The organism is Prochlorococcus marinus str. MIT 1013 (genome assembly GCF_027359395.1).
In the GTDB taxonomy this organism is placed as follows: domain Bacteria; phylum Cyanobacteriota; class Cyanobacteriia; order PCC-6307; family Cyanobiaceae; genus Prochlorococcus_B; species Prochlorococcus_B marinus_E.
This window is the reverse complement of the sequence record NZ_CP114778.1, coordinates 657,465-677,648: the sequence shown is the minus strand read 5'-3', so window position 1 is coordinate 677,648 and position 20,184 is coordinate 657,465. Positions and strand designations below refer to the sequence as shown.

The following is a 20,184-nucleotide window of genomic DNA, read 5'->3' as shown; positions in this document are numbered from 1 at the left end:
ATTTAGATTTAATTTCTCTAGGGTCTTCTCCATAGAAGTTGATCTTTGCCAATAAGTAAGTCAGATTCAGTAGGCCCCCATGTTCTTGATTCATATTGATAAACAGGTAATTCCCAGGGAGAATCCTCAATCTTCTCTAGTAAAGGAGTATATAAACGCCAAGCAGCCTCTACTTCATCGCTTCGAGTGAACAATGTTGGATCACCAAGCATTGCATCAGCTAGAAGTCTTACATAACCTTCATCTGATGGCTCTCCAAAGGATTCGTCATAAGAAAACTCCATATTTACAGGTCTACTTCTCATGCCAGAGCCTGGTGATTTAACCTCGAAACTAAATTCTGCTCCCTCATTAGGTTGAATTCTAAGAATTAATTGGTTTGATGTTGGGCATCCCCCTGCTGCATCAAAAAGGTGAACAGGAGCTTCTCTAAATGTAAGAACAACCTCACTAAGCCTTTTAGCTAATCGTTTCCCTGTCCTCACATAAAAAGGGACTCCCTGCCATCTCCAATTATCTATGAAAAGCTTCATGGCTACATATGTTTCGGTCGTGCTATTCGGATTAACACCTGGTTCTTCTCTATATCCAAGGAGTGGATCTTCATCGCTACCTCCTTTTGAGTACTGTCCCCTAACGCAACATTCCCAAGGCTTTTCTTCATTGGCAAGCTTGACTGCCTGAAGAACTTTGGCTTTTTCATTCCTTATGGCTTCTGGATCAAAATGTCCAGGTGGTTCCATTGCTGTTAGAGCAAGCATTTGAGTTAGATGGTTTTGAACCATATCTCTTAGAGCTCCTGAAGATTCGTAATATCCAGCTCGATCTTCAACTCCAACTGTTTCGGAACTAGTAATTTGAACACTCGAGATATAATTTCTATTCCATATAGGTTCAAAAATCGTATTTGCAAATCTGAGAACAAGAATATTTTGAACGGTTTCTTTGCCTAAATAATGATCTATTCGGAAGATTTGGCTTTCTTGAGCACAACCCTGAACAAGAGAATTGAGTGACTGAGCGCTATTAAAGTCTCTTCCAAAAGGTTTTTCAATTACAACCCTGCTACGTTTGGGATCTTTCAATAATCCTGCTGCAGCTAGAGCCCTACATCCACTTCCATAGAATTTGGGAGATACTGAAAGATAAAAAGTTCTATGTCCATGAGTCGCTCTTAACTTGTCAATTATTTCAAGTCTTTCCCCAAGCCTTACGAGGTGTTCTGGTTGTTGAAGGTCTACAGGTTCATAAAAAAGATTTTGAGAAAATAGTTCCCATTCTTTTGGACTTTCTTTTATTTGAGAAGAAAGAGCTTCTTCCATTTTTTCTTTAAATATTTCATCAGTCCATGGCCTTCTTGCACATCCTAAAACTGCAAATTCACTTGGTAATCTTCGTTGCTTAAAGAGCTCAAATAATGCAGGAACAAGTTTCCTGTGTGTCAGATCCCCAGAGGCACCAAAAATAACCAGACATTGTGGAGGAACTACTCGCTCTTGGCGAAGACCTACTCTCAATGGGTTTGTTACTGGCATGCTCATTGATAAACTCTTTGCCAATTAGATTAGAATTATTATCTAAATTGCTTCTAATCATTCCGCCATATTTTGGTCGGATGTCCAAAAACAAAATTGATATTGATTGATTAAATATAGAAAAAATATTTCTAAAGTAATTAATAATTATCGCTTTCCAGACTTTTTATTTATCTAGTAAGTCTCAGCATGCCATCTGCCTGCCTTTCTGAGTTTAGGTCTAAGCTCAGCCCAATCTAAACCTTTTGCAGCAGCTGCAGTTGTCATTGCCTCATCTATACCTGGCTCCATTCCTTTTAATCCACATAAGTAAATATGAGTTTTAGGATTCTCAATCATGTTGAATATTTCATCGGCATGTTCAAGGACCCTGTCTTGTATATACATCCTTCCTCCTTTTGTATTCTGTTGCTCTCGGCTGATTGCCTTTGTGTATCTAAGATTTTCGGGGAATTTTGATTTGTAGTGTTCAAAATCATCATTGTAAAGCAAGTTAGCTGTCTTTGGTGCACCCATGAATAACCATGCTTTTCCTTTGAACTTCCAATTATGTTTTTCAATTTCCGTAGGCTCAAACATTCTTCTTAAATACGCTCTCATTGGAGCTATCCCGGTACCTGTAGCAAGCATAATTATGTTTGAATCTTCTTCCTCTGGAAGAAGCATTTCTTTGCCTACTGGTCCACTAATTTTTACTTTGTCTCCAGGGGATAGGTTACACAAATAAGTTGAGCAAACACCATTTATCGTTTCACCATCTTTTTCGTACTGAAGTTGGCGAACACATAATGAGAGAGTATTCCCTGCAAAGTTATCACCATATCTTGTGCTAGCAATTGAATAAAGTCTTGGTCTATGAGGCTTACCTTTTGCGTCTTCGCCTGCAGCAAGTATTCCGCAACTTTGACCTTCTACATATTTAAATTCAGGGTCCCCTCCAGATAGATCAAAAGTTATGTGTTGAACTTTTCCGATAGCTCCTTCTTTAAGTGCTGAATAATTTTCAGTTACTGTCCCTGTGAAAGGAGCTTTTGGTTTATATGTATTAACTGGTACCTCTGAATGAGGTTTCTTCGCAGCAGCAGGTTTAGCAGTAGCAGCAGGTTTAGCAGGAGCGGCAGGTTTAGCAGGAGCGGCAGGTTTAGCAGGAGCGGCAGGTTTAGCAGGAGCGGCAGGTTTAGCAGGAGCGGCAGGTTTAGCAGGAGCGGCAGGTTTAGCAGGAGCGGCAGGTTTAGAAGGAGCAGATGATACTTTTTCGCTTAAAGCGTTATTACCGGTGCGCAACATTGCACCAAATGAATATTGCCTGCGTATTAGGTAGAAAAAACCAATTATGATAGGAATATGTGCAAGACCACCAAGTACTACCTTTGTCTCTGAGTAAGCCATAAAAACTTAAATTAGAACGTGAGATTACCAAGAAGAGGTAACTTTTAGCTGTTTTATCTTGATATTACTAATTAATTAGTTCACCTTTTTATACCGTCACAAGATCGTTTTCATTCTTAGATCCTCCTTTTTTAAGGGGTTTTTAGCGATTGTGCGTTTTGTTTTTGATTTTCCGTGCATTAATTTCTAGATTTATTTTTTCAATGTTCCATTGGAAATAATTGATAAATAGGCTTTGGCGGGGTGAATTTAGTCTAATAAAATAACCAGCAATTAATGTCTTGCCAAATATTGAAGTTTTAAAGAAATTTTATTTATAGCCCCAAGGGGATTCGAACCCCTGTCGCCTCCGTGAAAGGGAGGTGTCCTAGGCCTCTAGACGATGGGGCCAGATGAAGTGATAAATCACTCAATAAGCAATTAATATCACAATTGAAAGTTACGGGCCCGACTTGCCACTCGTCAAGGCTTCTTGATCCTTATTTTGGCCACGCCATACAGGAACGGTGAAGTAGAAACATGCACCTTCAGTCGGTTTAGAAACTACCCAGATCTTGCCACCATGCACTTCAACAATTCTTCTGCAAACTGAAAGACCAATGCCAAAGCCGATTGTCTCTTGAGAAGTTTGTGGAAGCCTCACTCGATCAACAAATATTCTTTGTTGCTCTTCTTGTGGAATACCAGGCCCATTATCTCGAACAATTACTTCAACCCATTGATTTGTTCTGTGAAGCATTGTTATAAAAATTTCACCTTTGTCCTCAGAAAACTTCAAAGCATTTTCTATGAGGTTTAACAAAACCTGCATCATTCTTCTTTGATCTGCAAAAACAGAAGGTAAATCAGAAGGAATATCTGTATTTATTTTTATTTTTCGATTAAGCCATAGCTTTTCAAGCTCAAGAATTGCCTCGGCAGAGATGTTAGCAAGATCAACTTTTTGAGGATTAAACAAAGTTTCCCAGCGAGTACTCCCAACTTCTAATAAGTCCTTTGAAAGTAATTCAATTTCTTCTAGCCTTCTCTTTAGTACTTCTTGAAATTTACTCATACTGATTTGTCCGAGTTTTTGGCTTTGAAGAGCTAAACCTGCTGCCGTTAATGGAGTTCTCAATTCATGAGCAACCATTCTTAAGAGACTCTCTTGAGAATGTATTTTTTTTGTGAGAGTTTCATTCTCTTGTCGAAGAACTAGAAGATCATCCTCTAAAAGAAGTTCTTTTTGTGTTTGATCGGATTCAAGTGTTTTGGCTCTAAGACTTATTCCTAATCCATTAATTAGTCCTTCATGTTGCCATCTTGGAACCCAAGTTTTAACTTGTTCAAAAATCGAACTCCCAGCAAATATTTGTTTCGGTGAAGGTTCCAATTTTATTAGTGCAGGAAGCGCTACTAATCTATAAAGCTCAAGTAATTCTGGATTTTTAGAAGGATCTGAAAATTCTAGAGTGACATTAAACCCAAAATCTTCTCTTTCCAAAAATTCAATTAACGAACGAATATCTCCCCTTGAGAGATGATGGCCGGATGCCACAAGCAACAGTTTTAACTGCCGTCTGTCGTTAGCTTCGGCACTATCCACAGTGTCGAGCAATCTAAATAATTACGCATACCTTAAGGTAATGAGACTCATTTTAGGTATTAGCTAATAATTAAGTGAATACTTTTTTAATCTCTAAGTTCCAGTAAATGTCAATATCTCATTCACCTGGCATTGGAAGAACTAGAAATACTTCAGTAGGTATTGATAGACTTAGGATTGATTTCGATAGCAGTTTAAGGCGTTGGTTTGGTCGAAATATTGGCTTATGGCATTCAAGGAGACAATATTTTTTTGATGATGAAAAGGCTATTAATTTGGAAATGTATATCAATGTAAGCAAGCTGATTCAGGACGATACTGAATTTGAAAACTATCGATTTAAGTGGTGGTGCGAGGATGAAAAAGATTTTTTTATTAAAAGACCAACTTATAAAAGTAAAGGTGAAATAACTGCTCGTTTACAAGGCCATCAACTAATACGTAATTGTTCTTATTTATCTAATTCTTCAGGTATATCCAATATTAGGCAAGTTGATGAACATGAATTGATTTTTGAGTCTAATTACGATAATTGGCATGTATTAGAACATACTCGCTTAATAGACCAAGATAAATTTAGATCCAGAACTATTTATAGTTGGTTTAATGATAAGTTGAAAATAGTTGAAAACCATCATGAAATAAGGGTTAAGAATCCCAACTGATGAGTTTATAAAATCTATTTTCATGAACCTCAATGTATATTATGTATTTAATTTGCAAGTGAAGAATTTTTGATAAATTTTTTACTGCATCAGATGTTTTTTACGAACTAAAATCACTTGAGAAAAATGAAAAAATCTCCAAGAAAAACAATCTTGGCTATGTCTTTTTTTATCGCTTCTATACTTTTATCAAGTTGTAGTTCCTCCATAAAGTCAGAATCTAATCCGACTAAAATCAGTTCTGATAAAAATGAAGTTGATTTTATTCCTGCAAGTGAAGAAGATATTTTTTTATACAAACAAATAGGAATTAGCTATCTCTGTATGGCAAGACAGATTGAAGTTGAATTCCCCAAGGCTATTTCCTTGGCTGCTAAAAATTATGCATTGCTTATTTCAAGTAGACATGGGGGACTTATTAAAGAATTAGGAAAAGAAAAAATACCAGATAAAAATATTTATAATGGAGCGATTTTACAGCTTCTTGATGGTGCTATAAAAAATTGTCCTGATATGGTTCCAGAAGAAGATAAGAAAAAATTCTTAAAAACTGTTGAACAATTAAACCAAAAGAAATAAGTTTAATTTTCAACTAAATAATTGTTTAATATGTCAACACAGAAATCTATCAAATTATCTGACTATGTTGAATACCCTTACATAATACCAAGCATATATTTAGATTTTGATATTTTCACTGATCATGTTGTTGTTCAATCTTCAATGATAATTAAGCCAAAGTGTAGAGAATCTTCAAAACTTATTCTTCAGGGTGATAAAATTAAATTATTATCAATAGCAATTAATGGAGATGAATTGAAATTAGAAGAATATTCGATTTCAGGTAAAGAATTGATTGTAGATACTCCTCCATTGTCAGAATTTGAATTAAAGATTATCTCTCAAATAGATCCTTTTAGAAATACATCACTAGAAGGATTATATCTAAGCTCTGGAATGCTAACTACACAATGTGAGGCTCAAGGATTTAGAAGTATTTGTTATCATCCTGATAGACCAGATGTCTTAAGTAAATATACAGTAAGAATAGAGGCAGACAGGACTTTGTACCCTGTATTATTGTCAAATGGAAATAATAAGTATTCATCTAATTTAAAAAATAATAATCACAGACATGAAATCATATGGGAAGATCCCTACCCTAAACCTTGCTATTTATTTGCTTTAGTTGCTGGTAAATTAAATTTGGTGTCCGATCAATATCTTACAAATACAGGAAGATTAATTGATATTAAAATATATGTTGAATCTGGAGATGAAAAATATACACAACATGCTATAAATTCTCTGAAAAAAGCAATGAAGTGGGACGAGGATACTTATGGTCTTGAATATGATTTGAATGAATATAAAATTGTTGCCGTAAGGCATTTCAATATGGGAGCGATGGAAAATAAGGGACTAAATATTTTTAATTCCAAGTTAGTATTGGCAGATAAAAAGACTGCAACAGACGACGAATTAGAGAGAATAGAAAGTGTGATAGCACACGAATATTTTCATAATTGGACTGGGAATAGAATTACATGTCGAGATTGGTTTCAGCTTTCATTAAAAGAAGGACTGACAGTGTTTAGAGATCAATCTTTTACTTCAGATCTTCATAGTGCAGGACTTAAAAGAATAGAAGATGTTTCATTCCTAAGGAATTTTCAATTTGCCGAAGACAAGGGCCCTACCGCGCATGCGGTAAAGCCTAAAGAATATGTAGCTATTGATAATTTTTATACAACAACAATATATGAAAAAGGTGCTGAGTTGATAAGAATGCTTGAGCTATTGCTTGGCAAAGAAAAGTTTTTTAGAGGTATTAATCTTTATATTAAAATTTTTGACGGCAAAGCTGCTACAACTGAGGATTTCATTAATTCATTAATTAAAGGGGCTTATTCAGATCAAAAAGATTCTCCTTTTGATGTCAGAAAATTTCTAAATTGGTATTATAAATCAGGTACGCCAAAAGTTCATGTAAATCAATTATGGGATTCAAAAAATTCAATTTTGACTGTTTCTTTTGAGCAGAAAATAGAAGGAGAAACTAATAAAAATATTGAAATGGTAATTCCAATTCTTTATTCTTGTTATAGAAGAGAGAAAGGCGCTAAACCCATAACTGAAGATAATTTATTTGTTTTAGATAAAAAGAAAAAGAATCTAGTAATCAATACTCCAAAAGGTGAGAGAGAAGAACCAGTTTTGTCAATTTTCAGACGTTTCTCTTCACCTGTTATTTGGGAAACTGATTTATCTATAGATGACTATCTTTTCCTTTTCTTAAATGATAATGACTATTTTTCAAGGTGGGACTCTGGTCAGCTTTTGATGCGTGAAATCATTAAAACAAGACTTTGCAATAAAGCCAATTATTTATTGGAAGATAAGTTTATTTATGCTATTAAAAAATCCATAAAATCATTAGAAATTAACGATCCTTCTTTCTTGGCAACCCTTTTGACATCACCTGGTTTCGCAGAACTAGAATCTTTATTCGAAAAAGTGGATCCAATTAATATTTATAGAGAGTCATTGAAGTTCCAAGTTTTTATTGGTAATAAAATTTTTCAAGAGCTAATAATACTGTGTAAAAATTTAATAGTTAATATTAATCATGAATGGCCAATGGGTAAAGGAGAAAGAAAACTATTAGGAACTATTTGGTCATATTTAGCTCTTGCAGGTGATATAAATGTTTACAAGAATTGTGTTGATTCAATTAGTCATTCCTCAATGACCATAGCAAGGGCAGCTCTAGCAGCATTAAAGCCACTTGATATCTCTGAGACGGAAGAAGCTTCTAATTTGTTTTATGAACTATGGAAAGAAAATCCAGTAGTCTTAGATTCATGGTTCGCTTATGAAGCCTCAAGGCCTAATAAGAAAGGAATAGATGTTATTGAACAATTACTTTCACATCCTAAATTTGATTGGAAGGCTCCAAATGCAATACGAGCTGTTTTAGGAGGATTTACTAAAAATATTGAGTTATTTCATTCACTTGATGGACAAGGCTATTTATTTATGGCTGATAAATTAATAGAGGTAGATAAAATTAATCCAATAACGGCTTCAAGAATGGTAAAAATTTTTAGTAAATGGAAAACTTACGTAGATAAAAATAAGGAAGGAATGTATACATCAATATTAAAAATAAATAAATCAAATATATCTTCAAATACAAGAGAGGTGGTTGAACTGATTTTGAAGTGAATTTAGAAAATCATCTGAACATTGAGCTAACAGAACTTTCTTCATGAATTCTCCAAATAGCTTCTCCAAGCATATTTGCAACTGATAAGACCTTCAATTGTGAGAAGTCTAAATTATTAGGAACTGGAATACTATTGGTCACAATAACTTGTTCAAAAAGACCTTCTTTTGAAAGTCTTTCGTATGCAGGTGGGGAGAAAACAGCATGAGATGCACATGCAATAACTTTTTGTGCACCCTCTTTCCTTAGCAATTCAGCTCCTGCGCATATAGTGCCTCCGGTGTCAATCATGTCATCAATCAATATTGCAGTTTTGCCAGAGACCTCACCAATAACTGTGAGACTCTCGGCAACATTATGCCCTGAGCGACGTTTGTCAATAATGGCTAGAGGCGAGTCCTTCATTTGTTTAGCAAAAGCTCTTGCTCGTGCTACACCACCTACATCAGGAGAGACGACTACGATTTCATCAAGTTTCATGGTTGATAAATAATCAACTAAAACGGGTGAACCATATATATGATCGCAGGGGATATCAAAATAACCTTGGATTTGTGCAGAATGTAAATCCATAGCTAGAACTCTATCTACTCCTGATTTGACAAGAATATTTGCGGTTAATTTCGCAGTTATTGACTCTCTACCTGCTGTCTTTCTGTCTGCTCTTGCGTAACCAAAGTAAGGAATTACAGCTGTAATTTGTCTGGCTGATGCTCTTTTGCAAGCATCCACCATGATCATAAGCTCCATTAAGCTGTCATTAACAGGAGCACAGGTTGGTTGTATGAGAAAAACATCACACCCTCTGATTGATTGCTGGATTTGAACATAGAGTTCTCCATCCGCAAATCTTTTTGAAACTAGAGGGACATTAGTTATCCCCATATAATTCGCAATTTCTTTGGCTAGTGCTGTATTGGATGTCCCACTAATTAATCTGAGTCTATTAGTGTCATGCTTGAGACTAGTAGGCTCAGGATGCGCTGCAGTGATAAAACTGGTCACGGTTCCACCGCCAGCAATAAATAATATTTACTAATCTACCTTTATGTTGATACATCATCATCTAAAAGCGTTTAAAAATTTTTTCTTATTGGATTTCATACTCTTTTTTTAAACGGAAACCGATTGCCTTGACTACTTTTTGGGGTGGTTGAGTAAAAGAAATGTCTTCTGAAGAATTTTCTTTTGAAAACATTAATAATTTGACTTCAGGTAAAGGTTTGAAGATTTTTAACTTTGATTTTACTGAAAAGAGACATTTAAGAGAGCTTGATTTTGCTACTTGGGGCTTTACAACTAAGAGTTTGTTTGGAATAAAAAAACTAAAATCCCAAGATCAATATCACCTCTCATGGATGGCTTGTTTTGAAATCGTATTAAGCTATTCAAATAAATAATGCTATGTTGGAAACAAATATATTCAGGTTGTTGTTTTAATTCAAGAAAAAAATTTAGTTTTTCTAATATAAATGTTTCTCTTATTAATAGATTTGTTAATATCTAATTACTAAATTTATTTTTTTGATTTTAAGAAAAAGATTTCCCATTTCACAATGGAATCCATTTTGAATTTATTAAAAAAAATAGAATTATTAGTATTTCTTTCGTATTTTTTAGAGATAACAAAAAGTGAAATTGGAAAGAAATTCAGGAATCCTTCTACATCCAACCTCATTACCTGATAGTCCTATCTGCGGTAGTTTTGGTAACCCTGCTCGATTATGGCTGAATGAACTTGCCGCATCTGGAATAGGAGTTTGGCAATTTTTACCTCTTGCTCCAACAGATTTATTTGGGTCTCCTTATAGTTCTCCATCAAGTTTTGCTTTTAACCCATGGTTCCTTGATCAAAATGATCTTGTGAGAGAGGGCTTCTTAGCTAATAATCTGGATAAGTTTTCTTCCGAAAATGATTATTTTGATAATAGAGTTGATTTTAAATTAGCTAATTCAAAAGTTAATTCCTTACGTGTTTCTTTGGTTGATTATTGGGATAAGCAGAATAGAACTATTCAAGAAGAATTTGAAATATGGTGCTCGAGGCAATTTTGGTTAGATGATCATTCCATATTTATGGAACTAAAAATTCAAAACAATGATCTTCCATGGTGGAAATGGCCAGATAAATATGCAGTTCGGGATAAGAGTGAATTAGCAAATTGGAAAAAAAATAACCAAAGAGAATTGTTAGGCCATAATCTTCTCCAATGGCATTTGGACAGGCAATGGAAATCAATCAGAAAACTTGCAAAAAACCTGGGAATTTTTTTATTTGGGGATCTCCCTTTTTATGTATCAAAAGATAGTGCTGATGTATGGAGTAATCGGTCATTATTTTCTATTTTAACTAATTCAGATACATTTCTTCAAAGTGGTGTACCGCCTGATTATTTCTCTGAGACCGGTCAGCTTTGGGGGAACCCTGTGTATCGTTGGAGCAGGCACAAAGCTAGTAAATATAAATGGTGGAGAAAAAGAATTTCAAGACATCTAGAACAAGTAGATTTCTTACGTCTTGATCATTTTCGTGCTCTTGAAGCTTTTTGGGCAATTCCTGGTAAAGATAAAACAGCTGAGAATGGCTTTTGGTTGCCTTCTCCTGGTAAAGAGATACTAGGTTTAATTAAAAAAGATTGCAGTGGCTTGCTTCCTTTAGTTGCTGAAGACTTAGGTCTAATAACAGAAAAAGTTGAAAAGTTACGAGATTATTATGAATTAGCAGGGATGAAAATACTCCAATTTGCTTTTGATGGAAATTTAGATAATCCCTATTTGCCAGAGAATATCAAAGATGAAAATTGGATTGTTTATACAGGAACCCACGATAATTCAACATCTCAAGGCTGGTGGAGAGAAATGGAACAAGACAGAAAAGAACAAATCAGAGAAAGGATTCTTGATTTTGAAAATTTCACTTCTTGGGAATTGATTCGAATTGGCATGAAAACTAAAGCCAAATTATTTGTAGCGCCTATGCAGGATTTATTAAATCTTGATAATAGTTCTCGATTAAATAAACCTGGCACAATAGAAAATAATTGGTCATGGAGATTATCAAGAAATGATTTGAATATTCAAGAGGCTTTAAAAAAATATGGTGATTTAGCTAAAGCAAATAAAAGATAAAGTCACTGACTTTGTTTGGTATTAATTATATTTCTATTTTTTATATTATTCTTTTCTGTAATTATAGGTTCAGTCGAGATGCTATTGATTTTGATAAGATATCTTTGTTGACTATTCAGAGCTAATATCGATGAAAGCATAAAAATAATATACAATAAGCTTCCAATCCAGCTGTTAAGAAAGTCTATATTTATAAAATTAAATTTAAAACTAGATATATTAGTAACTTTACCGTTTCCTTCTAACAAACCATTTAAACTTCCTCTATTTAAATTGAGCTTAATCTCAAGAAGCTTGATCATTGAAATTAAATAGGTTTTTTCTGGTATATACTTTTTCCATCCATTTTCAATAGCAATTAGTACATTCTTTGAGATTTTTGTCTCCTTAGATAATTGATCGAATGAAATCCCAACTCTCTTTCTTTGAGTCTTAAATAAATTAATTGCTTCAGAAAAGTCATTATCAGAACTAGATTTATCAGGCTCATCTGATAAGCTTGATGAGGATTTTTTAAAGAGAAAATTTAAAGCCATAAAATGAAATATTTTAATTAATAATTGAAATCCATTCCTTTGTCTTTAGCTCTCGCCATTCCCCCTCTTGTAGTCCATTTAAGTTTATATTTGAGATCGATATCCTTTGCAAATCTTGAACTGGATGTCCTATAAGTGCTGCTATTCTGCGAATTTGGCGATTGCGCCCTTCTTTTAGAATCACTTTGAGAAGAGTCATGCGATTAACTTTATCTAAAATTTCTATTTTCGCTGGCATTGTCATTTTGCCATCAAGTAAAATTCCTTTTCTCCAATTATCTAATATAGATTGACTTGGCTGACCATTTACACAAACTAGATATGTTTTTGTGTGGGAGTACTTTGGATGTGTAAGTCTTAGCGTTAAGTTTCCATTATTGGTCAATAGTATCGCTCCTCTGCTATCAAAATCTAATCTTCCCACAGGATGCATTCCAAGACGTAAGTGTGATGGAATTAAACTTAAAATTGTTTTCCTTCCATGATTATCTTGGCAGCTAGATATGACTCCATAAGGTTTATTTAATAGAAAAACTTTATGATTTAACTTCTTAGGTAAATCTCTCCCATCAACTAAAATATGATCAAAGATTGGATCTGCTTTCTCTCCCGGAATGGCTCGTCTTCCATTTAATGTTACTCTGCCTTGTCTTATTAGTAAGTCAGCCTTACGTCTTGAAAAAAGACCAGAGTCAGATATTATTTTTTGTAATCTATTAGCTGACATTATTCCAAAACTATATATTTATTTTTATATGAGCTTGATTTGAAAATACAATAGATATAGTATATTTTTTTAAAAAAATTCATCTATTTCTTTAACTGTTCCCGCTTCTACTTGGGTTAGTAAATCTTTAATGGCTTTCCACATGCTTATGCCAAAAAGCATTGATATTATTGAAGAAAATACTAGAGATTTAATAATAGAAAAGTTTATTATGTTTAAGGCACTTACGAAAATAATTGTTAGACCTGTGAAGAATGAAAACCAACTTGAAATAGTTCTAGGGTTCTCTAGCGGTAAAGGAGATATTTTTTTTGTTGTCCAACCATTTAGTTTTGATTTCATTATGTAGGCAAATATCAATCCAGACATTAGACAAATAAATGCACCACAAGATAGCCAAAAAATAGGATCTTCAATTGGCTTTATTTGTTGATACTCGGTAATAAATTCATCTATTTCTCGTACATATGCATCATCTAAATTAACTGCAATAATTGTGATTATGTTTTGAATATTGCTATTGACCATGTCTTCAATTTTTATTAATTTTCTTGCTATTATATTTTATAAAAATCATCTACGCAACTTGTGTATTATTTTGTTTTGTTAGACCTGCAGCCATTCTTAGCGGATTGAACGTTTTTCGGACTAGTTTGATTAGTTGCTTCATATCTTTTGTATCTATACGTTCATCTTTAATAATACTCATTAATAAGTTTTTCCTTATTAATGAGCCTCTAGAGCTAGTTAAGAGCTTTAGACCTGCTCCTGCCACTGGGATTAGCTCTTTCGCTGGTGTGCTTGAGTCTTGTACTAGCACATCAAATAAATTTTCTATCCGCTCAACTCTTATGTGACCATTCTGATCAAATATAACGTCTAATAAAATATTTATCATTTCATTAGTATCTGAAGTAAGTAATCTTTTTGCTACATAAGGATAGGCTAAATCTATAATTTTAAAATCAGGATCTAGGCGAAGAGCCAGTCCCTCTTGGCTAATTACTGCTCTAATTATCAAAGCGAATCTTGCGGGGACCCTGAAGGGGTAATCAAACATTAACTCGGAGAATTTATTGGTGATTTCTTTAAAATTAAAAGATGCAACATCTTTACCAATTGCACTTCCAAGTACTTCCTTTAATACTGGTATTAGTGGATTAAGATCTTGTTCTTTATTTAAAAATCCTAGCTTTTGAAAGTCTTTAGCTACAGCATGAAAATCATTATTTATTAGGTGAACAATTGCGCCAGTAAGAGTTAACCTATCTTCCTCTGAAATTGAGTCCATCATTCCGAAATCTACATAGGCTATATTTCCTAAATCACCATTATGACCTTCAAGAGCAAACATGTTTCCTGGATGAGGATCTGCATGAAAGTATCCAAACTCTAATAATTGCTGAATTCCACTGATAACACCAGTTCTAATAATCTTTGAAGGATTTAAATTATTTAGAACTAATTCATTTCTATCTTTTAATTTTGTGCCATCAATCCAGCTTGTGGTTAATACCTTTACAGATGATAAATGTCTTTCTACTTTTGGTATGGTTACTGACTTATTATTGTGGAAAAGGTCAGAAAATTTTTTTGCATTATTAGCTTCTTTTTTATAATCAACTTCGTCAAACAAACTTCTTCCAAACTCATCTATTATTTCGCCTAATCCGAATCCAAGATTTAATGGAAGTATTGGCGCACTAAGAACCCCAAGTATTTTTATAATTACGATATCTCTTCTAATGTTGAAAATCAGATTAGGTCTCTGAACTTTTACTGCTACCCAATAAGTACTAGTTAACTTTGCTTTATAAACCTGACCAAGACTAGCTGAGGCTATCGGTTTAGATGGGAATTCTTCAAAAAGTTCATTTGCTGTTCTCCCAAGTTCATTTTTAATAATTTCAAGTGCTTTTTCATGAGAAAATGAGGGTAAATTATCTTGCAGGTTTGTTAATTCTTCCAGCCAATCTTTTCTTATTAGATCTGGCCTGGTTGAAAGGGCTTGTCCTACTTTTATAAAACAGGGGCCCAGGCCAATGAGCGTCTTTAGTAGGAATTTAGCTAGTTTCTTTTGAGTCTTTTCGTCATTACTTGAACCTTGAAAAATAAGTCTTGCTAATAGAAGTGATATTGCGCCAACTATCTGAATAAATCTAGGGACCAATATCCATGGCCTAGAAATTAACCAGATTAGATCTCTTTTGAAATCGTATTTCATGATTCCATCATAAGTTCTTTTAGCTGCTCCCCTAAGAAGTTCTTTTGATTTGCTTACTGATTAATTTAACTACATTGACTTTAGGTAATCCTTTTATTCTATGGGGCTTTTAAACTTGCTTTCTATTAATAGAAGTGAAAATCTTTTCTTGCCAGCCCATGGGAGAGGAAATGCACTCCCAAAAGAAATAAAAAAACTACTGAAGCTAAGACCTGGTATTTGGGATTTACCTGAGCTTTTTGAGATTGGTGGTCCTTTGATTAGTGAAGGAGCAATAGCAGAAAGTCAAAAGTCTTCTGCCTATGAAGTGGGTGTTGATAGATGTTGGTATGGAGTTAATGGCGCGACGGGTTTACTTCAAAGTTCAATGCTGGCTCTAGCTCGTCCTGGTCAAGCTGTTCTCATGCCAAGAAATATACATAAAAGCTGTATTCAAGCATGCCTGTTTGGAGGCTTAATACCATTACTTTTTGATGTACCTTATTTGACTGATAGAGGGCATGCCTCTGTTTTTGATAGAAAATGGCTTCATAGGGTTTTTGAAAAAGCAAAAGAGCTTGATGAGGATATAGCGGCCGTAGTTTTAGTTAACCCAACATATCAAGGATATTCTGCAGATATTGAATCTTTGATTAAGGAGATTCATTCACATTGTTTGCCAGTTTTGGTTGATGAGGCTCATGGAGCTTACCTAATTAGTCAAATAAGATCAGACTTACCTAAGTCGGCGATCTCTTTTGGCGCAGATCTTGTTGTTCACTCTCTTCATAAATCTGCACCAGGATTAGTTCAATCCGCAGTTTTATGGTCGCAAGGTGAAAAGGTTGACCCATTTAAAATTGAAAGAAGTATTGAATTGCTTCAAACTTCAAGCCCAAGTTCTTTGTTATTAGCTTCTTGTGAAAGTTCAATAAAGGAACTTATTGAATCCAAAGGATTAAAAAAATTGAAATCTTGCATAGACGAAGCTGAGTTGTTAAAAGATTTTTTGATTAATAAAGAAGTTCCTCTTCTTAAAAATAGTGATCCACTAAGAATTATTCTTCACACGTCAAAATTCGGTTTGAGTGGTATTGAAGTTGATAAAAGGTTTATAAAAAAAAGAATAATTGGTGAATTGGCTGAGCCAGGAACACTAACCTTTTGTCTTGGATTCTCTTCTCACCAAAGATTAGGAGAAAGATTTGTAAGAGTTTGGAACGAAATCCTTACATCTTTAGGCCAACATAAATCTTGTTTTTTTAAAAAACCACCTTTCAGTATCGTCTCTAAACCATACAAACCAGGTTTTTCTTCTTGGAGATCGAATTTTGAGAAGGTTCATCTACAGGATGCCATAGGAAGAATTTCTGTTGAGATGGTTTGCCCTTATCCTCCTGGAATACCTTTATTGATTCCTGGTGAGATTTTGGACGAAGCTCGTGTTGATTGGTTGATAGAACAAAAATGCTTTTGGCCAGAACAAATTTCAGATTATGTAAGAGTTATTTCTTGATTATTAGTATCCACTCATCAACTATAATAAAATGTATTATTAATAACCCCTTTAGAGTATGTTTTTTAAAAGAAAGCTATATTTTTTTTATTGATTGAATGTTTTTATCTGTTTCGAAAAAGAGATTATTAAGTGGACTTTTAGTTGGAGCTTTTGGTTTTTTAATAGTTTCTCTTGGTGATTGGTGGTTTTCTATTGCAATAAGTTTAATTGTCCATTTAGCTCTTCTAGAGTTCTTTCGTATGGCAGAATTTACTGGTATAAGACCAGCTACTAAGACAACATTGTTAGCCTGTCAAATATTACTTTTCTTCACGCAATTATCTTCTCAGGGATATATTTCTATTGAAATATCAGATGCTATTTTGCCATTATCTGGCGCTGCTATCTGTGGTTGGTTATTGCTCCAGCCTGTTACTGGTTCAATTGCGGATGTAGCAGCATCAATATTCGGTTTATTTTATTTAGGTTTCTTGCCAAGTCATTGGATTAAGTTAAGAAATCTTTTAGAAACTGATCTAACCAATAATGTTAACTTGATTCCTACTGATTGGTCGTCATCTATTACTTTTGGAATGCTAATAACTTTTTCTACATGTTTTATGATCGTTGGATTTGATATAGGATCTTATTTTGTAGGTAAGAAATTTGGCAATCATTTATTATCTCCAATTTCACCTTCTAAAACTATAGAGGGAGTAATTGGTGGATTATTGTTTTCAATATTAATAGGAGCCTTCTTTGGATATCTACTTAGATGGGAATTTGGAATATTTATTGGAATATTTATTGGTATTTTAGTCGCATTATTTTCTCTGGTTGGAGACCTTACAGAATCGATGTTGAAACGGAATGCAGGATTAAAAGATTCAGGTAATTTTTTACCTGGTCATGGAGGTATTCTTGATAGAATAGATAGCTATTTATTTACTCCAGCAATTGTATTTTATATTGTAATTTTATTATCACCATTAATTATTTCCTGAAATAGTTAAAAACTAATAGATGAATTTGCATAAACATTAATTATATTATTTTCTATAATTACATTTTTAATATATATTTTTTCTTCAATTGGGATCTGAAAGGTTTTATTATAGGATCTACTTTTTAAAAAAATTTTACCTTTATTTGCTTGAATTTCGATTTGTTCGTCGTTACTGATTGTGATATTGTCTTCAGAGGCTTTAATAAAGAATTGACCATTCTTTATTTTTATAGCTTGCAATTTATCTTGATTTAATATTTTCTTGCTTATCATATTTCCAATATAATTCCAATTATTAGATAATAAAATTGTTTCGAGTGAATTTTGAGACAAAGATATTTTCAATTTTATTATAGGATTATTTTTAAAATATAATTCTTTAGTTGTTAGCTTGAAATTAACTTTAAGATAATTAGCTTCTAACTCAACTGCATCGAATAAAAGATCTTTATAATTTATATCTTCAGCAAAGAGATTGATTTTTTGTATTTCACCTTTAATTATTTGAATAGAACTTGAGACAATATCTATTTTAATATTGGCAATCTTCTGACACTCTTTTATCAGTAAGATCTTTATACCTTGCTCTAATAATTTAGAAAGAATCCCTTTATCCTTAATCCTTTTAGCGATCACTTTGGTTTTAAAATTTCTTCCAAGCCTCAGCAACTAATTTGGGTTCTTCTAAGTGTGGAAGATGTCCTGAATTAGTTGCTATTTCTATAATGGAATTATAGTTCTTTTTGGTTTCTTCCTTTTCCTTCTTAGGAACAATTCTATCATATTTACCTATAATAATTTTGAGAGGTTGAGTTGGTTTAGGGAGCCCGCAACCTGACACCCCCCCATTCGCCGCAAAATGTGCTAACGATGATTGCCAACCAGGAACTTTTAAATGTATTGAGGCGATTTGTTCTTCTGCAGGACCAACACTATTTTTAGGATCCGCAAAGGCCTGTCTACACAATCCCTTGCGAACAAAAGCCTGACTAAGGAAAAAAGCCCCAAAATGATTGAGGGGCCAAGGAATCTTAGGGTTTTTGCCTGCTAAACCTGCTGGTGATAAAAGTAGTAGCTTGTTGACTTTTTTTGGGTTTTGTCTTGCGAGTTCTAGTGCTAAAGCTCCACCCATTGAGGCACCAATTATTCCTATGGGTTTATGCTTTGAATAACAGTTCAATACAGAATTCAAATGTTTCATTAAATATTTAAATCCATATTTGTTCTCACTAGATCTAGGACAAAACCCAAATCCATATAGATCTGGAATGATTAATTTATTATTCTTTTTTAGAAAAGGTGTGAGACGTCTATATTCAAGAAAGCAGCTATCAAAACCATGAATGAGTAGGACTTTTTCCCCTTTACCTGTTAATACTGTTGGAAATAAATCAGATTTAATAGGTGAAATATCTTCTAATTGTATCCATTTAAGATCTTCAAAAAGTTCATTAGCTTGATTGTCAATAATTTGATCTCGTATTTCATTTATGTATGCCTTCGTAGCAATTGTTTTGTCTATATTTTTATTTACTTCTTGATCCAATGCTCTTAAGTATTATTTATTTTTATTTTTGGCCTTCTAGAAATGGATTGTAACCTTTGAATTGCCTCGAAAAGGTCTTTTTCATTTACTGGGAAGGGTAATTGATGTATATCAGAGTCATCATTACAGGCGAATTCACATGCTTTATATAGTTGGTTCGATGTTTTATCCCTAAGACAAATAGACTCAATTGAAATAGGAAGATTTAGTTGAGAGAAGAAATCTATAAGTTGTGACTTAGCTTGTTTTGGTAATTGACTGTTTGAATTTTTCTCTTCTAGATGTAATTGTACTAGCAGGCCAAATCCAACAAGTTCTCCATGAAGTGGTTTGTTTGTGTATGCAAGTTGTGTTAATCCATTGTGTATAGGGTGCGCTGCTGCTGTTCTGCATCTAGCACCCCCAAGCCCTCCTATAATTCCAGCAGTTAAAGCACATCCTTCTGCAACAGTTTCCCAAGAATTGCTTAGTGGATCTGAGAAAGCCTTGTAACCATTTAAAAATAATTGATCGCGTAAAACCCGAGCCATCTGAACTGCTTGCTGCACAAAACCGTCTTGGCTTGTACTGCTTGTTAGGTACGACTCGTACCATTTCGCCACAGCATCTGCCATTCCGCTAGCAAGTGTTCTTGGTGGAGCGGTTCTAACAATTGTGTGATCAAAGATCAATAAGTTTGGACATCTTTTTAAAGTTACATCTTTTACGAATTTGCCATCGGGAGTATAAATATTAGATAAAGCCGTCCATCCAGCACATGTGGAAGCACTTAATGGCACAGTAATGCAATTGATGCCAAGCAAATCAGCGATTAGTTTTCCTGCGTCAAGCACTTTCCCACCTCCTGCAGCAATAATTCCATCGCAGTTGTTATTTTTTGAGATTAGATATGCATTTTGAATATCTATTTCACAGCAATCATGATCTAGATCGAGAGAGATTGATTGAATACCTTTTAAAAGAAGATCATTTTTGAATGAAGTTCTTATTTTTTTTGTAGAGTTACTTCTACCTATTATCAAAGGTTTTTTGCTTAATTTAGTTATTAGATCCAACGATTTAATCCATGCCCCTTCCCCTCTAACGACCTTTGCAGGTGAAATGCTGTGGTTATTTATAGACATGTAACTGTTCAA

At 33.9% G+C, this 20,184-nt stretch carries 18 protein-coding genes and 1 tRNA gene; 7 read left to right on the top strand and 12 right to left on the bottom strand.

The features are described 5' to 3' along the window. Positions 1 to 17: 17 nt before the first annotated feature. The 4 genes from zwf to O5633_RS04405 all read right to left on the bottom strand — a co-directional run bounded on the left by zwf (position 18) and on the right by O5633_RS04405 (position 4,509). Positions 18 to 1,541 (bottom strand): glucose-6-phosphate dehydrogenase, encoded by a 1,524-nt coding sequence (zwf, locus tag O5633_RS04420; protein ID WP_269611302.1) that lies wholly within the window; start codon positions 1,539 to 1,541, stop codon positions 18 to 20. Between the two features lie 168 nt (positions 1,542 to 1,709). Beyond that, the gene (locus O5633_RS04415; RefSeq protein ID WP_269610893.1) at positions 1,710 to 2,924 is read right to left on the bottom strand and encodes an FAD-binding oxidoreductase; all 1,215 of its coding nucleotides are present in this window, start codon (positions 2,922 to 2,924) and stop codon (positions 1,710 to 1,712) included. Between the two features lie 317 nt (positions 2,925 to 3,241). Beyond that, positions 3,242 to 3,314: transfer RNA gene (locus O5633_RS04410), tRNA-Glu, on the bottom strand. Between the two features lie 49 nt (positions 3,315 to 3,363). Then, complete coding sequence (locus tag O5633_RS04405) at positions 3,364 to 4,509, bottom strand: histidine kinase (RefSeq protein ID WP_269610892.1); 1,146 nt, start codon at positions 4,507 to 4,509, stop codon at positions 3,364 to 3,366. A 107-nt stretch (positions 4,510 to 4,616) separates the two neighbouring features. Here O5633_RS04405 and O5633_RS04400 point away from each other — a divergent pair, with 107 nt between their 5' ends. From O5633_RS04400 to pepN, 3 genes are all read left to right on the top strand, one after another. Beyond that, a complete protein-coding gene (locus tag O5633_RS04400) occupies positions 4,617 to 5,174 on the top strand; it encodes a hypothetical protein (protein WP_269610891.1) in 558 nt (185 codons plus the stop codon). Between the two features lie 126 nt (positions 5,175 to 5,300). After that, complete coding sequence (locus O5633_RS04395) at positions 5,301 to 5,753, top strand: Villin headpiece domain-containing protein (protein ID WP_269610890.1); 453 nt, start codon at positions 5,301 to 5,303, stop codon at positions 5,751 to 5,753. Positions 5,754 to 5,783: 30 nt separating this feature from the next. Beyond that, positions 5,784 to 8,402 (top strand): aminopeptidase N, encoded by a 2,619-nt coding sequence (gene pepN, locus O5633_RS04390; RefSeq protein WP_269610889.1) that lies wholly within the window; start codon positions 5,784 to 5,786, stop codon positions 8,400 to 8,402. 10 nt (positions 8,403 to 8,412) lie between these two features. On the opposite strand, the gene O5633_RS04385 is transcribed toward pepN, so the two are convergent. Continuing rightward, on the bottom strand, positions 8,413 to 9,408 hold the full coding sequence (locus O5633_RS04385; RefSeq protein WP_269610888.1) for a ribose-phosphate pyrophosphokinase: 996 nt from the start codon (positions 9,406 to 9,408) through the stop codon (positions 8,413 to 8,415). Between the two features lie 161 nt (positions 9,409 to 9,569). On the opposite strand from O5633_RS04385, the gene O5633_RS04380 reads away from it, so the two are divergent. Then, entirely contained in the window at positions 9,570 to 9,803 is a 234-nt protein-coding gene (locus O5633_RS04380) for a hypothetical protein (protein ID WP_269610887.1), read from the top strand. A 232-nt stretch (positions 9,804 to 10,035) separates the two neighbouring features. Then, positions 10,036 to 11,532 (top strand): 4-alpha-glucanotransferase, encoded by a 1,497-nt coding sequence (gene malQ / locus O5633_RS04375; protein WP_269610886.1) that lies wholly within the window; start codon positions 10,036 to 10,038, stop codon positions 11,530 to 11,532. Positions 11,533 to 11,534: 2 nt separating this feature from the next. Here the strand turns inward: malQ and O5633_RS04370 are convergent, their stop codons facing one another. The 4 genes from O5633_RS04370 to O5633_RS04355 form a co-directional block, all read right to left on the bottom strand. Further along, entirely contained in the window at positions 11,535 to 12,068 is a 534-nt protein-coding gene (locus O5633_RS04370) for a helix-turn-helix domain-containing protein (protein ID WP_269610885.1), read from the bottom strand. 13 nt (positions 12,069 to 12,081) lie between these two features. Further along, positions 12,082 to 12,795 carry a pseudouridine synthase gene (locus O5633_RS04365; RefSeq protein WP_269610884.1) on the bottom strand — a complete coding sequence of 238 codons (714 nt, stop codon included), beginning with the start codon at positions 12,793 to 12,795 and terminating at the stop codon, positions 12,082 to 12,084. Between the two features lie 69 nt (positions 12,796 to 12,864). Further along, positions 12,865 to 13,323 (bottom strand): hypothetical protein, encoded by a 459-nt coding sequence (locus tag O5633_RS04360; RefSeq protein ID WP_269610883.1) that lies wholly within the window; start codon positions 13,321 to 13,323, stop codon positions 12,865 to 12,867. A 49-nt stretch (positions 13,324 to 13,372) separates the two neighbouring features. Then, positions 13,373 to 15,019 carry an ABC1 kinase family protein gene (locus O5633_RS04355; RefSeq protein WP_269610882.1) on the bottom strand — a complete coding sequence of 549 codons (1,647 nt, stop codon included), beginning with the start codon at positions 15,017 to 15,019 and terminating at the stop codon, positions 13,373 to 13,375. 100 nt (positions 15,020 to 15,119) lie between these two features. Here O5633_RS04355 and O5633_RS04350 point away from each other — a divergent pair, with 100 nt between their 5' ends. Both O5633_RS04350 and O5633_RS04345 read left to right on the top strand, forming a co-directional pair. After that, a complete protein-coding gene (locus O5633_RS04350) occupies positions 15,120 to 16,514 on the top strand; it encodes a lysine decarboxylase (RefSeq protein WP_269610881.1) in 1,395 nt (464 codons plus the stop codon). 98 nt (positions 16,515 to 16,612) lie between these two features. Beyond that, a complete protein-coding gene (locus O5633_RS04345; protein WP_269610880.1) occupies positions 16,613 to 17,500 on the top strand; it encodes a phosphatidate cytidylyltransferase in 888 nt (295 codons plus the stop codon). 5 nt (positions 17,501 to 17,505) lie between these two features. On the opposite strand, the gene O5633_RS04340 is transcribed toward O5633_RS04345, so the two are convergent. From O5633_RS04340 to O5633_RS04330, 3 genes are read right to left on the bottom strand one after another with little or no spacing between them, the layout of a single operon-like run. Next, the gene (locus O5633_RS04340; RefSeq protein ID WP_269610879.1) at positions 17,506 to 18,171 is read right to left on the bottom strand and encodes a hypothetical protein; all 666 of its coding nucleotides are present in this window, start codon (positions 18,169 to 18,171) and stop codon (positions 17,506 to 17,508) included. Further along, positions 18,146 to 19,048 carry an alpha/beta fold hydrolase gene (locus O5633_RS04335; protein WP_269610878.1) on the bottom strand — a complete coding sequence of 301 codons (903 nt, stop codon included), beginning with the start codon at positions 19,046 to 19,048 and terminating at the stop codon, positions 18,146 to 18,148. Before O5633_RS04335 ends, O5633_RS04340 begins: the two co-directional genes overlap by 26 nt. Before the next feature lie 5 nt (positions 19,049 to 19,053). Next, positions 19,054 to 20,172 carry an iron-containing alcohol dehydrogenase family protein gene (locus O5633_RS04330; protein WP_269610877.1) on the bottom strand — a complete coding sequence of 373 codons (1,119 nt, stop codon included), beginning with the start codon at positions 20,170 to 20,172 and terminating at the stop codon, positions 19,054 to 19,056. Between the last annotated feature and the right edge of the window lie 12 nt (positions 20,173 to 20,184).

Bases quoted from the DNA above. Each gene is read 5' to 3' on its own strand.
- O5633_RS04370 (WP_269610885.1), bottom strand. From the start codon at position 12,068: ATGGCTTTAAATTTTCTCTTTAAAAAATCCTCATCAAGCTTATCAGAT.
- O5633_RS04400 (WP_269610891.1), top strand. From the start codon at position 4,617: ATGTCAATATCTCATTCACCTGGCATTGGAAGAACTAGAAATACTTCA.
- O5633_RS04395 (WP_269610890.1), top strand. From the start codon at position 5,301: ATGAAAAAATCTCCAAGAAAAACAATCTTGGCTATGTCTTTTTTTATC.
- O5633_RS04350 (WP_269610881.1), top strand. From the start codon at position 15,120: ATGGGGCTTTTAAACTTGCTTTCTATTAATAGAAGTGAAAATCTTTTC.
- zwf (WP_269611302.1), bottom strand. From the start codon at position 1,541: ATGAGCATGCCAGTAACAAACCCATTGAGAGTAGGTCTTCGCCAAGAG.
- O5633_RS04365 (WP_269610884.1), bottom strand. From the start codon at position 12,795: ATGTCAGCTAATAGATTACAAAAAATAATATCTGACTCTGGTCTTTTT.
- O5633_RS04345 (WP_269610880.1), top strand. From the start codon at position 16,613: ATGTTTTTATCTGTTTCGAAAAAGAGATTATTAAGTGGACTTTTAGTT.
- O5633_RS04360 (WP_269610883.1), bottom strand. From the start codon at position 13,323: ATGGTCAATAGCAATATTCAAAACATAATCACAATTATTGCAGTTAAT.
- O5633_RS04355 (WP_269610882.1), bottom strand. From the start codon at position 15,019: ATGAAATACGATTTCAAAAGAGATCTAATCTGGTTAATTTCTAGGCCA.
- O5633_RS04330 (WP_269610877.1), bottom strand. From the start codon at position 20,172: ATGTCTATAAATAACCACAGCATTTCACCTGCAAAGGTCGTTAGAGGG.
- O5633_RS04415 (WP_269610893.1), bottom strand. From the start codon at position 2,924: ATGGCTTACTCAGAGACAAAGGTAGTACTTGGTGGTCTTGCACATATT.
- pepN (WP_269610889.1), top strand. From the start codon at position 5,784: ATGTCAACACAGAAATCTATCAAATTATCTGACTATGTTGAATACCCT.
- O5633_RS04380 (WP_269610887.1), top strand. From the start codon at position 9,570: ATGTCTTCTGAAGAATTTTCTTTTGAAAACATTAATAATTTGACTTCA.